Origin of the sequence: Niabella ginsenosidivorans (assembly GCF_001654455.1) — a bacterium.
Lineage (GTDB): Bacteria > Bacteroidota > Bacteroidia > Chitinophagales > Chitinophagaceae > Niabella > Niabella ginsenosidivorans.
In genome coordinates, this window is the sequence record NZ_CP015772.1 from 651,802 (window position 1) to 667,650 (window position 15,849).

Below are 15,849 nucleotides of genomic sequence, written 5' to 3' on the forward strand. Positions count from 1 at the left end.
ATGTTCACCGCAATAAAAAATAATATCATAACGATCAAAGAGGCAGTTGGCCTGGATGTGCACATTCAGCCGGATGATCGCTGGCTGTTCAGTGCAGTTTATGTAAAGATTACTAAAGGAAAGTTGATAAAAGCGGCAGACTATCCCGGTGTCAGAACAATAAAAGAGCTGAAAAACCGGCTTCCCCCAAATGTACCGGTAGCTGTTTGCATAAATGGAAAGGGCATCCTGATGAGGGAAACGGATACTACGGTTACCAATCTTGTTAACCTGTTATTTCCCGGCTCTAATCCCGGTGACTTCTATTCCGTTCCCCTGACAGCAAATGAAACCAAACAGTTTAATTTTATCTGTCGTAAAACGCTGGTAGAGCAGGTACTGCAACAGTTAAAAAATGCTGGCATAGAGCCCGTTGCTGTTTCAATAGGAGTGACCTTGTTTTTGAACATCCTGCCATTTTTAGCGGAAGAAGCGCTTGAGATTCCTGCTCCTTCATATACGATAACCGTTAAGAATAAAGCGTGTGCATCCATAATTTACAGGATAAACTCTGAAGAACATACTATTCCTTCATTAAACATCGGAGGCTTTTCTTATACCAGCCCGCAGGTAAACCTGCTAGCTACAGTGCTGGACCTTTTATTAAAGCCGGCTGACTGGCAGGGAGGAGCAATAGTTACGCCCGAGATAACGGCGGCCCGGCAAAACTATAAATATTATAAACTGTTCAGTTTTACAAAATGGGCCGTATTGTCAGTAACCCTGTTTTTACTACTGGTCAATTTTTTTGTGTTCAGCTACTATTTCAATAAAAATAAAGCAGTGGTGCAGCAGGGCAATTTAGTAAAGGAGACGAGCCAGGCAAATGCATTGGAAAGCGCAAGGTCCGATTCTTCTTATGCTTTTTTTGTAAATGCGGGATGGAATAAAAATACGAGGCACGGCTTTTTTATAGACCGTATTGCAGCGCTGGCGCCGCCTACGGTACAGTTTACCCTGCTGCAGACGGCTCCTGTACAGGAATCTTTAGGAACAGGCGACTTTCTTTTTTCAAATAACAAAATTATTTTAAGCGGGATTTCCTCAGATCCTACAGATCTGGAAATTTTTAGCAGGGCTGTTAAAAATATTCCCGGTGTTGTTACGGTTACATTAAATAATTATCTCTATAAAAGAGACCTTGCCGCGGCTGTATTCACCATAGAAATTACTGTAAAAGTATGAGTAAAGTAATCGACATAAAACCCGGGCGCAGTTACCGTCAGAAGTTGCAGGTATTGCTATGGTCCGTTATACCGCTGCTGTTGCTGTGCTATCTTTTAGGGTTCAAAAAAACGGGTGGGATTGTAAAAGATTATCATAATAATGTGCGTTTACAGCAGCAGGGAAGCCTTTTGGCAGATAGCATGGCGGTTTTTGAAAAAAGGCTTTCGGCTGTCGCAGCCTGGAAAAAACAGTACCTGGCAGACAGTTCAGGAATGGATGGTAAAACACTGGCGGCTATTAACAATCTTTGCAATTCCCTGGAACTGGAATTAAAAGAATACAAGCCATTGGGAAAAAGCAACCAGGGCATCTGGACAAGAATGGTAACGGTTTCAGGCCCCTTTCAAAAGATTTTATCATTGATCAGCCAGCTGGAGCAAAAGGAACGTTTGTGCCGGATCGCATCAGTAAAATACCAGAAGATAAAGGACGGTGAAAAAGAAGAGCTGGTCAGTACCTTATATATTCAAAACATATTGGAGAAATGAGAACCGGTATCATTTTAACAGGAACAGTATTGCTGGGCGTATTGATGACACAGACGTCGTGTGAAGCCATTTTTGATGACGATTTTTCTGCCTATTCTGTAAAGCTGGCAGCGCCGGCTGATAGTATTGTGCTGGCGGATACGGTGGTCCAGCTAAGCTGGAATGCTATTGAAGCCACGGCTGATTACCAGGTGCAGCTGGCGCAACCGGAATTTGATTCACTGTCTGTACTACTGAAGGATACGGTTACCCGCAATACGATGTTGCGTGTAACCGGTCTTGAAAGAGGCCGGCAATATCAATGGCGGGTCCGGGCCATCGGTAACAGCTCGGTAAGCCCCTATACCGAGCCCCGGACATTTGCAATACAAAATACAGAACCGTGAAAAATAACCCCAATATAAAGTATTTACTGATCGGACTGGTTGTTTTTATTTGGGGGCTGATCATCTACAAAGTGATCAAAGGGCTTTCAGGGGATGACGCGCCACCGCCGGTAACCAAAATAAAACCGCCGGTAATTGAAGATACGCTAACCGGCTATGCGCTGACAACCGCTGCGTATCCGGATCCGTTCAGTAATGATATTTTTGAAGAAGAGGATACAATTGAAGAAAAGGTCGCCAACGGGGCAGTTATAAATGAAGGCCAGCAAGCGGCTAACGGGGCACCAGGGCCTGCCCCCCTGCCACAGCCTGTAATGGAACCTCCGCCTGCCATCAAATACAGCGGATATATCTATAATCCGAAAACAAGACGGAAAACAGCGATGATCAGTTTTAACGGGCGGATAATGACGGTAGGGGTTAATGAGAAAATTGATGATAAAACAAAGGTGACGGATATTTCAGATCAGCAATTAACAATCCGTTTTAACGGGAAAAAGGTAGTGTACGTTCTGGGAGGATGAGTTTTGTATTATATAGGCTATAATTAAAGGGGCAATAATGTGTTGATTATAAAAAGCTGCTTAATTAAATTTAAAAATAAAGACTAAATTGTTATGAAAAAACTGTACTGCTTATTGTTAATGGGCATATCCTGGTATTGTGCCTGTGCTCAAACGAATACGTTCCCTGCCAGCGGTAATGTGGGAATAGGAATAGCATCTCCCAGATCTCAGCTACATATTTCGGGTGCTAACTTAATAAAACAACCCAATGGTACTATACTAATGTCCCGGTACTGGCAAAATGATTCTAATGTCAGGGCTTCAGCGCTTTTTCATTATTATGACAGTTATGATAAATTAGCAATTGCGGTATCAAGTGGAAGAAGTCCATTAGATTCTTCATATGTAAAAATGGTCATACAGTCTAACGGAAATGTAGGGATTGGAGTACTTATTCCTTCGGAAAAACTATCGGTCAATGGTAACATCCGTGCGAAGGAGATAAAGGTGGAAACAGCTAACTGGCCGGATTATGTGTTTAAACCCGGTTACCAGTTGATGCCATTGAACAGAGTAGAAAGTTTTATCCAGGAGCATGGTCATTTGCCGGACGTGCCTTCTGCCCGGGAGGTCGCTGAGAAAGGTATAGATGTAGGCGCTAACCAGGCAATATTATTGAAGAAGATAGAAGAACTGACTTTACATATAATTGAACTTGAAAAAACGGTGAGAGATCTGAAGCAGCAGCACCTGGATATGGAACATGGAAAGGATGACGACCGCTGACCCGCTTTCATGTAATTGAATTTAAAATAGTATTCCCGATTAAAAACAAATATATGAAACAAGCAATTTTATTAACCATCCTTGTTCTTGGTTCAATCCGGCTAAATGCCCAGATACAAACAGGCGTTTTTAGAAACCCGCCGACAAATACGGATTATAATTTTTTTGTAAGGCGGGGAGGTGGGGCTGCCTTATACGTTAACCAGGCCGATAGCGCTTCACCTATTCTAAGACTGGGCAGTAAAACAACCAGCCCGGGAGGTGGTTTGGTCTTTAGCGTAGAGAATAATGGATATGTGGGTATAAAAACAATCACACCTCAGGCGCCGCTGCATATTGCTGAAAATGATGCAAGCATCAATACTCCCCGGGCCGCAATTCTTTTGTCAAGATACTGGGCTTCGGCTACAAATGCACGTGCGGGTGCCATATTTGAATACTCTGATGGGGCGAAAGACAAATTGGTTCTTGCAGTGTCAGGGAATGGAGGAGCATTGACGACACCGATAGACATTAGCCAGGCAAAGATGACCATCCAGGCTGATGGCAATATAGGTATCGGCACAACAACGCCCGGTGAAAAGTTATCCGTTAACGGCAATATCCGTGCAAAAGAAATAAAGGTAGAAACTGCAAACTGGCCGGATTATGTATTTAAACCCGATTATCCGTTAATACCGCTGAACAAGGTAGAAAGCTTCATTAAAGAAAATGGTCACTTACCCGGCGTACTATCGGCAAAAGAAGTTGCTGAAAAGGGTGTAGCTGTAGGAGCCAATCAGGCAATATTGCTAAAGAAGATAGAGGAGCTGACGTTGCATATGATCCGGTTGGAAAAAGAGAATGCAACGCTGAAAAACAGGTTACAACTAATTGAAGATAAGATGAAGGATGAAGTTTCTTCTGATAAAAATTAATAAAAATGAATGCTAGAATTTTGACGCAATTAAAAGCGGGTATTGGTTTGCTCCTGTTGCTTTTTATCTCGGAAGGTGTTACGGGGTGTGCACTTAAGGATTATACCATACCTGCAGTGGATAGCCCCTGGGTAAACCTTGGTGCCGTGAACTCTGATGTTTCGGATAACTATGCACTATACCATTACAAGCTCCTGCAGGTAGCTGCGGCTGCTGATCCTTATGCAATGATCCTGGATATAAATGTATTGGGAGATGTAAATTACTATAATAGACAGGCTCTTTACAGGATCTATGTTACCAAATATACCGGAACGCAAAGCCGGTTCGATGGATTGGAAATTGAGTGTACTTCAGGCAACCCGGAAGCTGCTATTTTTTATGTATATAATAATGAAGTGTGGGTGCGGTCACGCTATCAATGGGGCAGTATACAATATAAGATCATCCGGAACTTTGCAGCAAAGAACCCGGTACCGGCTACAGTAACCCGGACGCTTACAGTACCCACCGGGTTCCTGGCCAGCACGCAGAACTATGGCCTGAAGTGCGACTTTGATAACAATGTGTTCATCAAACTGCCTTATCGAAACGCGGCCGGTAATTTTTTAGTGGACGGAAATATTCTGACTGGGAAGACTTCTCAGGCCAATGCTGCCTACAAACTGGATGTAAATGGGGATGTACGTGCCAATAAACTGGTAGTGAATACATCAGGGGCCGATTTTGTTTTTGATTCAGCATACCGGCTACGGTCATTATCTGAAGTAAAAGCATTTATCCGAAATAATAAACATCTGCCGGAAATACAGTCTGCTGCTGAAATGCAGGCGGAGGGACTGGATGTGGGAGACAGCCAAACAAAATTGTTGCAAAAGATAGAAGAGCTGACGATGTACCTGATTGAGCTGGAAGAACGCGCTGCAACGCAGCAAAAGCGATATGAAGAGAAACTTACTGCGTTACATAAACAGCTTAAGATACTACAGAAAGCTAAGTGAACATTAAAATAATTCAAAAAAATATTTGGAGATATTCTTTTGTATTGTAACTTTATCAATGATAACAATAATGAACCACTAAAACAAAACAAACCTCAAAGCCATACTGTTTTTGAAGTAGCACATAAACAAGGATAGATAAGACACCTGACTAAAATGATGTTGTGAGAAAGTCTCCGGTACAATCTGTTGCCTGGCTGGCAAAATATAGTGTAAGGAAATAATTAATATACATATTAAAGATGCGTATGCAGGTTCCTGTATACCCGGCTATTAGATAATGATTTAATTAATAGTGGAATTAGTGTATGTCCACAGATCGGATATCTAATGATTTTAGAGATAGCCCAATGGCCATTTTATGCCTTGGTTTTGAACCAGATGGTTCTGGCGTTTGAAAAAAAGAGAAAAATAATAAACGAATATGAAGAAACTAACTTTTACCAGTTGCTTGCTGTTGCTGTTACTTATCTGTAAAGGGCAAACAAATGTGTTTCCAACAACGGGAAATGTAGGAATAGGGACAACTACCCCTGTAACACCGATAGATGTAAAGGGTGATATAACAGTTGATGCAGCTAACCCCGCTTTACGATTAAGTACATCCTCTACCGATCAGAACCGATACCTGGCTATTCTCAATTCAAAAGCACTTGGTGCTGCCGGCGGTCTAAAAGCAGGTGGGGTTTTAATATCCGAATCTTACGCTTATGCAAATCCGGCAAAAGGTGATCTTGTAGTAAAGGGTAATATCAGTATTGGAAGAGCGACTCCAGTAAGTGGTTACAAACTTGCTGTTGCTGGCAAAGCCATAGCGGAAGAAATGAAAGTGCAGTTGCAATCCGGCTGGCCGGACTATGTGTTTAAACCGGACTACCAGTTAATGCCACTCAAAAACGTAGAAAGTTTTATTAAGAAGCATGGCCATTTACCGGAGGTGCCTTCAGCCAAGGAGGTGGCTGAGAATGGTATAGAAGTAGGTGCTAACCAGGCTGTGTTGCTAAAGAAGATTGAAGAGCTGATGCTGCATTTGATCGAGATGGAGAAGAAGGTAAAACAACAGCAGGAGGATACGGAGCGTAAGATCAGGGAGCTGGAAGGCATTATCAAACAGCAAACAGCAATAATTGAGCAACAAAACAAAACTGATAACCACTAAGAAACGAATCAAAATGGAAAAATACAGCATTGCCGTTTTTATAGCTTTGTTTTTCGCCGTGTTCTATATCCATGCCCAGGATGCTACCAGGCTTATTATGGCAGATACACGATATAAAGATTTGCCAGCGGCCAGTTATAACAGGGGGTTTTTTGGTGATTTCAGGCGTAGCGATAGCATCAGCGCTCCCGTGGGAGCTTCAAGTTTCGGAGGCTTGCTAACTATAGCTCCATGGCTGGATGCGACAGGTGGGAAGAAGCACCAATTATTTTTCAATATTGGCGGTATCTATTATCGCCAGGGAGTGCATGGACAACCCAACTGGGAAAAATGGCAAAAAGTGTTGGTTGAAGATACCTCCGGACGGGTGAGTATTGGAACAACGGCCATTCCTGCCGGTTACAGGCTTGCTGTAGCCGGTAAAATTATCGGCGAGGAAGTAAAGGTAAAATTGCAGTCCTCCGGCTGGCCGGATTATGTGTTTACACCTTCCTATCAGCTAATGCCGTTGGATAAAGTAGAAGCCTTTATTGAGGAACATGGGCATTTACCAGACGTGCCATCGGCTAAGGAGGTTGCTGAGAAAGGAGTAGAAGTAGGCGCGAACCAGGCAATACTATTAAAAAAAATTGAAGAGTTAACACTATATATACTTGAGCAGGATAAAAAGTATCAGGACCTGTATTCTAAATATATGACCCTCGAAAAAAAAATAAACAAATGAAAAAATTACTATTCGTCTTTTTGCTGATTTGCTGTTTTCAGAAATCCGAGGCACAGTTTTACCAGAATATATTGAATTATAATCCAAAAATTACGCCGGCAAATGGTGTTAAGATTAAAACAAACTTGATTTATCAAAGCAGCCCGTATCAGATGGTTACCCTGTTTATTGACGGGTACAGTTATGGCAGCAAAAAAACGATAGGGTTGAAACTAGTATACTATATTTATAATGGCGAATTTATTAATTACAGTGCTTCATCAACCGGAGCCCGTACGCCAAAAATTTTCCTGGCAAATGAGAATGGTAAAGTCGTGGTGTTCCTGGATGATAAAATATACTACCAGCATTTTACAGTAAGTGCCCTTTGCTTTGGTATAAGCGCGACCAGCTTCCAGGGTTGGTCGGCAGTGGATGAAGCCGTTACCGGTACCAATGTGAAAGAATTGACATATGAAAATGCGTTTTCCGGAAATGTAAATTTTTCTGGTGGAATATGGAATGCAGTCGGGAATGTAGGTATTGGAACAACTACTCCGAAAGAAAGACTGTCCGTTAACGGCAATATTCGGGCAAAAGAGATAAAAGTGGAAACAGCTAACTGGCCGGATTATGTATTCCAGCCTTCCTATCCGCTAATGTCGTTGGATAAAATAGAAAGCTTCATTAAAGCAAATGGCCATCTGCCGGATGTGCCTTCTGCTAAAGAGGTCGCTGAAAATGGCGTAGAAGTAGGTGCGAACCAAGCGATGTTGTTGAAGAAGATTGAGGAACTGACATTGCATTTGATTGAAACGAACAACACCATTAAAGAACTTCAAAGGGAAAATAAGGCCATGAAAGAACAATTATCAGATGGCCGAAAAAAAGTGCAATTAAAACATGAAAAACACCACGGACGTTTTGTATTGCAATAACTCTTAGGCAAACAATATTATTAAATAAGAAGTTTTCCTGATTTATAAATATATGTGCAATAAAATATTTCTTAAAAGTGAAAATATGAGATCCATCACTTTCTTCATTTTGTTTTATCTTTTAACTAATACTGGTGCTTTGAGTCTTAAAGGGCAGGTCATATCCAGCTCGGGAGGTACGTCGGTACTTCCAAAGGTGTATACCAACAGCCCCGAAGCAGCTTCTTTAGGCTCTTATTCGGAGCAAAAAATTAATATGTTTACTGGTCAACCTGATGTCAATATTGGATTATATACGTTGTCTGTCGGGAGTTATAAAATGCCTGTATCGCTGAATTATGATCTTGCAAGTGTCAAACCTGACGAACATCCTGGATTAATGGGCTTGGGTTGGCGTCTCGTGGTGGGAGGCATTGTTACAAGAAATGTTAGGGGTGGAGTAGATGAATACCTGTCATATACGTATGGTAATACATATTCATATTATGATCACTATTCAACATTGGATCGTAGCGATTGGTTCTCTTCTGCTTTTTTATCGGAGTTGGCGTCAAAAATGCGTACATATGCTCCTTCCGGAGGACCTGTTGCTTACCCGGCACCCGATGAGTTCAATTTTTCCATCAATGGTATTTCAGGATCTTTTTATAAAAATCATAAAGGTCTTTGGGTATTAGCATCAGGAAGCAATATGAACTTAAAGATCTCTGACACATTAACTCAGGATTATGTTATTAATATAAATGGATTTACCAGCCCCTCCGGAGAAATAACTTATCCCAAAAGTTTCAGTATAAAAAGAATTATTTACGGATTTACCATCACAGATGAAAACGGAGTAAAATATATATTTGGCAGTCAGCCCAATTCCATCGACTTTTCGGCTCAAGCTGATCCTGTAGCAGCCGTTGATACGTACCGGCCAAATTTTGTTGCAAAAGCCTGGCATTTAACAAAAGTAATATTGCCTGATCGCAGGGAAATGAATTTTACTTACTCATTCGATAATATGCCAACATTTAAAACCTTTAAAAATATTTATGGTGCTGCTTCCGGAGTGAATGCCGGGTCGATTGGGTCGTCATCTGCATCATCGGACAAAACGCCAAGCTTGATAAGAGATTTCTACGTCTACCCTGACAAGATAATAACACCTGAAGTTGAAGTAAAGTTTTATAAATCATTATCAGACGATCCGGATTATGATTTTCAATTTGCCCCCTGGGAGCAATATGCCAGCGATCATGGCGAATATATAAGCGAATATTATCCCAGTGTAAAACATTGGTATAAACTGAACCGCCTGGAAGTGAGGTCCCGCCTGACGAACAAGATTGTATATGCATTATATCCCATGTTTCCAGACACCAGCCCTTTAACAAGATTACACCTTTTAGGTATTGCGGAGTATGGGAATGAGGCAATAGTTGGAGATGAGACAAAAATTCACAGATTCGAATATGTTACGAATACCTTGCCAAGTTATGGCTCCGAGCGGGTTGATCACTGGGGATATTACAATAATCTTAATTATCTGACCAGTGTGACTTCCCCTTTTTCATATGCCAATTTAAAAAATGTTTATTCACAATATAGGGTGCCTTCAGCAGATTCTGTGATTAATCAGGCTGAAGTCCTGAAAAAAATAATATATCCAACCGGAGGATCAACTACATTTTTTTATGAACCACATCAATATTCCCAATATGTAAAAGGAAATCTTCAATCCGGTTTTTCGCTTATTAGTACGGCCAACGCACAAGCAGGGGGACTACGTGTAAAGAAAATTGTTTCCGATCCCGGGGACGTTGGAACTTCGTTAATCAAAGAATATTTTTATGTTCAGGATTATCTAAACGGTAATACCCTGTCTAGCGGGATTTTGTCAGGACGACCCACGTATTTTGAAGAGGGCTCGGATGGTGCAGCGCTTCGATTTTACAAAATGCAAAGTGCTGGTATTTTGCAACCCAATAATACGAATGGCAATCATATCACCTATTCAAAAATATATGAAAAAAATAGTGATGGAGGGATCACTGAAGTTGTTTTTTCTAATCATGATAATGGTTCTATTGACAAAAGTGCCAACGCTTACCTGAGCACCTTTTTATCGACCGATGAACTGTCGGGAAATGTATTAAATAAATTGGCTTTTAACTCAATAGAACAGGAAAGAGGACGGATCTTGTTAACGAGAACATATGATCGTACAAAAAAGCTATTAGAAAAAGTTCAGTATGTTTATAATGATGCTCCTGTAAGATTTGATGATAAAATCAGATCAATTGACTTTAAATCGGAAATCTTTGGAAATATAGTGAATGTACAAGGTTATCCCAGGTTAGAGGGGTCTACTGAAGTGATAAAGATGTCGGCATCCAATATTTATGCCTATTACCCTTATTTGAAGACAAAAACAACTACGACTTACGGAATATCGGCAAACGATTCCGTAAATCAAACGGAAGAATATTTTTACACAGACGCTCCTTATTATAAACTCAGGAGAACAGTGGCAACAAATTCAAAAAATGAGGTTGTGAAAACTGAGTACAAATATCCGTTTGATTTTCCCGGAACAGCGGTTTATCAGGAAATGGTCTCTAAAAATATGATTGCCCCGGTTATTAGAAAAACGGACAGCCTGGGCACCAAACAAACTTCGCTGAGTAGTACCAATTTTTTAAAATTTAATAGTACAAGTCCTCTTTACCTTCCGGGGTCCTATCAGGTACAGAATAGATCGTTTCCGCTGGATACTATATATAAATTCATAAAATATGACCGCCTGGGAAATATTATAGAAATGGGAAAAGCAAATAATGTAAAAGAAGTTTACTTATGGGGGTATAAGGGATTGTATCCAGTGGCTAAAATAATTGGTAATAAAAGCTTTGATGAAATAATAAGCCTGTCTGGTTTAGATACAGCACAGTTAAGTAATCCGGCGAGCGATGGGAGCTTAAGAAGTTACTTAGGTTCATTGAGAAATATTGCCGGTATTCAGGTGAGCATTTATACCTATCAATACCATATTGGAATGACGTCAGAAACCAATGTTGGAGGCCGTACTATCTATTATGAGTATGATAGGTTCGGCAAACTGAAGCTGGTGAAGGATGATACTGGAAAAGTGATTAAAAAGTATTGTTATAATTACGCAGGAAATTTAATTGATTGTGCTACGGGAGTGTCAACCGGTCCGAGTTGGACTCCTACCGGTCTTATACGTTGTGGGAAAGATGCAAATAACAATAATACAGGATACCAGGAAAGACAGGAAAGAGACATAAATGAAAACAGCATTACATTCGATCAACTGAGATGGGTGAATATTGGTATCAATTTGACGGCTTGCCCAGTAGCAAATCCCATTTACGCAAGGGGCCGAATTGAAAATACAACATCCAGTTCAGGTTCTGAGTTCGGAGATTTGTATGTAGACTTTTTTAGCGATGCTAATTACACAGTGCCGGTTTCTGTTACCAATTTGAATGTGAACTATGAACTAAGAAAGTATGCCTGTGATGATGAACATATCATTGCATCAGACCCTGGCACAAAATTGTGTAATGGTACATCCACTTTCGTTGGAAATGTGGAACTGCATCGTAATATTGGAGGTGAGTGTTGGGGAAGGGATTATTTTATCAGGCAGGGAAACGGTTATTTAACGAATGACTAAAATAACTCTTTAAATGAATTTGAGTGTACTCATTCACAGAAAATTGCAAAACTATGCTATATAGACTAGTATTATTATTTGCCATACTATTATGTATTACGGCTGGAATTAAGGCACAACCGCCAGTTAACTTACCCACTTATTCAACGTCCAATACGCCTGTAAATTATATCCGTACCTGGACGGCTACAGCGCCGGTAACAACACCAGAGGCCTTAATGCAGGGAGGGCTGCTGCAGAGTAAAATGACAACGCAGTATTTTGATGGTTTGGGTCGCCCTTTGCAGACGGTGGTCAAGAAAGGCGCGATGGTCACCACGACAACGGCAAGTGTGGGAACAGATACGGTTAATGCCAAAGACCTGGTAACTCCGGTATTGTATGATGAATATGGCAGGGAGCAGTACAAATATGCGCCATATGCAGCCCCAAGCTCCAATGGATCATTTAAAACGGACCCCTTTACAGAACATCAGGCTTTTATGACCAGCAAATATGGTACGCCGCAGGGAGAAGATTATTTTTACAGCCAGACGGTATTTGAGGCTTCTCCCTTAAACCGGGTAATGGAGCAGTTTGCACCCGGTAAAAGCTGGGCGGGGAGCTATGGAGCTACCACAGAGGCTACGCGCCATAGCATAAAAAGCAAGTACTGGATCAATACAGCCAGGGATAGTGTGCGGATCTGGGAGGTAACAGATGGAACGCCCGGCACAGGTGCGTCTTCAGTGCCTGCCACACTCACAGTCAGCCAGGCGCACCAGCCTGCTACCACGGAATACGTGGCATCCCAGAGCATCACGTTTGCGCCGGGGTTCAGCGCTCCATCAGGCAGCAACTTCCGGGCGTATATCAGTAATACGGGGGGTGCACCGGGAGCAATCATCACCAGTACCTATGCCAGTACAAGAGTGTATGATGCCGGCCAGTTGTACAAGAATGTAACGGTGGATGAGCAGGGCAGGCAGGTGATCGAGTTCAAAGACAAGGAAGGCCAACTGGTTTTAAAGAAAGTACAATTGGAAAGCACAACCCTGGATGATGGGCAGGGCAAAGGGCACTGGGGCTGGGTATGCACCTATTATATCTATGACGACCTTGGGAACCTGCGGTGCGTGATCCAGCCGGAGGGGGTAAAGACAATGAATGATGCAAAGAACTGGACGCTGACGCCGACTTTGCTTAAAGAACAATGCTTTCGTTATGAATATGATGGCCGTAACCGGATGAGGGTCAAGCAGGTGCCGGGCGCTTCGGAAGTGGTGATGGTCTATGATGTGCGGGACCGGTTGGTAATGACGCAGGACGGCAACCTTCGTAAGGATAGTATCTGGAACTACACGCAATATGATGGGTTAAACCGGCCGGTAAGAACGGGTTTGGTCATAGCCGCCAATAATCCCAATAGCCATTGGGCGGCTGCCATGGCCTTTAACAGTGATGATAATGCAGCCATCCAGTACCCGACCACCACCCTGCTGAACAATGGCAATGCCAGTATACTGACAGAGACGTTTTATGATGATTATAATTGGGTAAGTGCAGCGCCTTACTCAACAGAGCTGTCCGGCAAGCTGGCTTCCACCTTTACAGCGGCAGATACGGCCGGTAATTTACTGCCAGTGAGTAACACAGTATGGCCGTATGCGCAGAAACCAGCAGCAGACAGCCGTACCAAAGGGATGGTAACGGGCAGCCGGGTAAAAGTGCTGAACAGTACGGTGTATACGTATACCCTAACGCTTTATGATGATAAAGGGCGCCCGGTGCAGGTAAAGTCGCTGAATCATACAGGGGGAGTGGATGTAATGACTACCCAGTACAGTTGGAGTGGCCAGCCGCTAACCGTGATCAGTCGCCAGAGCAAAGGAGGTACCGGCAGCACTTCTCTGTTAACCGTAAGCAGAAATACCTATGATGCTTTAGGCAGGGTGGTAAAGACCACCAGGCAGGTTAAAAAAGATGCCGGCGCGTTGAGCACAGAAAAGATCCTGGCTGTCAATAAATATGATGAGCTGGGTCAGCTGGTGAGCAAAACGCTGGGTGCCACGGATGCCACGGGATCGGCTGGCGTGGAAAAGCAGACCTATGAGTATAATATAAGAGGCTGGCTACTGGGTATGAACCGGGGTTATGTGAACAGTGCCACAGCCGCCAGCACCAATTTCTTTGGATATGAACTCAATTACGATAAGGCTCCCTCTTTTGGAACAGGAACGGGGAGCGGTTTGCAGTATAATGGCAATATAGCAGGCATGAGCTGGCGGGGTCAGAACAACAGCGCCCCGATAAGAAGATACAGTTTCAGTTATGACAACACCAACCGCCTGCTCAAGGCAGACTTTGGCCAGTACAGCGGCAGTGCTTTTGTAAAGACCGCGGTAGATTTCACAAGCCAGATGGGTGATGGCAGTACAGCAGCCAGTGCCTATGACTACAATGGTAATATTAAAGGAATGAGCCAAAAGGGGATGTATAACAACGGGATCATTAATATGGATAACCTGGTGTACAGCTACCTGCCGGGCAGCAACAGGCTGGCAAAAGTCACAGAAACCGGTGTCAATACCAAAACCTACGGATTGGGAGATTTTAACGATGGAACCAATGGCACAACCGACGATTATGCCTATGACGGGAACGGAAATCTGACCAAAGACGAGAATAAAAGCATTAGTGCGATAACCTATAATATCTTAAATTTACCGGAGCAAATTACGGTAACCGGGAAGGGCATGATCAGTTACCAGTATGATGCAGCAGGTAACAAGCTAAGCAAGAAAGTGACGGAGGGTAGTACGCAAAAGATTACCAACTATGTTGGCAATATGGTGTTTGAGGGTACAAACGGGGAAGTTCTTTCATTTATTGGTATGGAGGAAGGGCGTATCCGACCCAATGGAACTGGATTTGTGTATGATTACTTCCTGAAGGATCACTTGGGTAACGTTAGAGCAATGGTGCAGGAGAATAAAACGTTGTTGGAAGAGACGCATTATTATCCATTCGGCTTGACACAAAAGGGAATATCCTACCAGAATACAGGCGTTGCGTTAAACAAGTTTAAGTATAATAACAAGGAGTTGCAAAGTGGTGAGTTTTCGGATGGCACAGGGTTGGATGCTTATGATTATGGGGCAAGGATGTACAATGCACAGATAGGGCGCTGGTTCCAACCTGATCCTTTAAGTGAGAAATATTTTAATGTAACACCATATAACTACACGCTTAACAATCCGATTAGTTTATTTGATGTTGATGGAAGAGACGCTATTATTACGGTTGAGCGAGATCGAAATGGAAATATTACAGGAATAACAATCACATCTACTATTTATTTGAGTCATGGCACTAAAGCTCAAAGGGATGAGTTTAAAAAACAAGCCAATGACTTTGTGCAAAATGGTAAAAACAAATATTTGTTTAGCAGCAAAGCGAATGGGGACGATGGAGTGAATATTAATATCAATTTAACGTATGAGAATATTGATGTTTTAGAAGGAAAAGCAATTGGAGAAGGTAATAATGAACTCAATTTAGATGAGCTGGATAATACAACGAAAGCATCGGAAGTGTGGTTAAGCCCTGTTAAAAATACTGATGAGAATAATCGTGTCCTAAGTCAAGGGCCAGATGTACTAACTTCCACAATTGGATACCTTAGGGCCGATGCTTTTCAAAATCCAGGAGAGACTATTGTCCACGAGAGTTTTCATTTTCTTGGTTTAATGGATCGATATTCAAGGAATAAATCTGAAGCTGCTAAAGGTTTTGTAAGAGGAGGAGGCGGAAAAATAAAGCCAAATGATGTTATGGCATATGGAACTATATATGCTTCACTTGGCCAAAAAATGAGTATGAGCTCACTGCATTTCCAAAATTGGCGTAACTATATTATTAGCCAACCGCAGGTACAGCAACAGGCGACTCAAAGCAAAACGCAGTTCACTTTAAAGTATTTAGTTGATGCAACATCTGATATTCACGGGAATATAAAACTCAAAAATTAAC

At 42.2% G+C, this 15,849-nt stretch carries 12 protein-coding genes; all 12 read left to right on the top strand.

Features of this window, described 5'->3' with window-relative positions; translation table 11 throughout:
* The 12 genes from A8C56_RS02770 (at window position 1) to A8C56_RS02825 (ending at window position 15,848) form a co-directional block, all read left to right on the top strand.
* A complete protein-coding gene (locus tag A8C56_RS02770; RefSeq protein WP_067751747.1) occupies window positions 1-1,224 on the top strand; it encodes a hypothetical protein in 1,224 nt (407 codons plus the stop codon).
* On the top strand, window positions 1,221-1,754 hold the full coding sequence (locus A8C56_RS02775; protein ID WP_067751750.1) for a hypothetical protein: 534 nt from the start codon (window positions 1,221-1,223) through the stop codon (window positions 1,752-1,754). Before A8C56_RS02770 ends, A8C56_RS02775 begins: the two co-directional genes overlap by 4 nt.
* Entirely contained in the window at window positions 1,751-2,140 is a 390-nt protein-coding gene (locus A8C56_RS02780; RefSeq protein ID WP_067751752.1) for a fibronectin type III domain-containing protein, read from the top strand. Before A8C56_RS02775 ends, A8C56_RS02780 begins: the two co-directional genes overlap by 4 nt.
* Complete coding sequence (locus A8C56_RS02785; RefSeq protein WP_067751754.1) at window positions 2,137-2,664, top strand: hypothetical protein; 528 nt, start codon at window positions 2,137-2,139, stop codon at window positions 2,662-2,664. The genes A8C56_RS02780 and A8C56_RS02785 overlap by 4 nt, the downstream gene beginning before the upstream one ends.
* A gap of 93 nt (window positions 2,665-2,757) precedes the next feature.
* Complete coding sequence (locus A8C56_RS02790; protein WP_157097847.1) at window positions 2,758-3,432, top strand: hypothetical protein; 675 nt, start codon at window positions 2,758-2,760, stop codon at window positions 3,430-3,432.
* A 53-nt stretch (window positions 3,433-3,485) separates the two neighbouring features.
* A complete protein-coding gene (locus A8C56_RS02795; RefSeq protein WP_067751757.1) occupies window positions 3,486-4,349 on the top strand; it encodes a hypothetical protein in 864 nt (287 codons plus the stop codon).
* 5 nt (window positions 4,350-4,354) lie between these two features.
* Window positions 4,355-5,350, top strand: a complete 996-nt coding sequence (locus A8C56_RS02800) for a hypothetical protein (protein ID WP_157097848.1) — start codon at window positions 4,355-4,357, stop codon at window positions 5,348-5,350.
* A 424-nt stretch (window positions 5,351-5,774) separates the two neighbouring features.
* Window positions 5,775-6,509, top strand: a complete 735-nt coding sequence (locus A8C56_RS02805; RefSeq protein ID WP_157097849.1) for a hypothetical protein — start codon at window positions 5,775-5,777, stop codon at window positions 6,507-6,509.
* A gap of 13 nt (window positions 6,510-6,522) precedes the next feature.
* Window positions 6,523-7,233: a hypothetical protein gene (locus A8C56_RS02810; RefSeq protein WP_218917231.1), complete on the top strand. Its 711-nt coding sequence runs from the start codon at window positions 6,523-6,525 to the stop codon at window positions 7,231-7,233.
* Window positions 7,234-7,304: 71 nt separating this feature from the next.
* Complete coding sequence (locus tag A8C56_RS02815) at window positions 7,305-8,150, top strand: hypothetical protein (protein ID WP_157097850.1); 846 nt, start codon at window positions 7,305-7,307, stop codon at window positions 8,148-8,150.
* 85 nt (window positions 8,151-8,235) lie between these two features.
* Complete coding sequence (locus A8C56_RS02820; RefSeq protein WP_157097851.1) at window positions 8,236-11,838, top strand: hypothetical protein; 3,603 nt, start codon at window positions 8,236-8,238, stop codon at window positions 11,836-11,838.
* Between the two features lie 53 nt (window positions 11,839-11,891).
* A complete protein-coding gene (locus tag A8C56_RS02825) occupies window positions 11,892-15,848 on the top strand; it encodes a DUF6443 domain-containing protein (protein WP_084489963.1) in 3,957 nt (1,318 codons plus the stop codon).
* Window position 15,849: the final 1 nt, after the last annotated feature.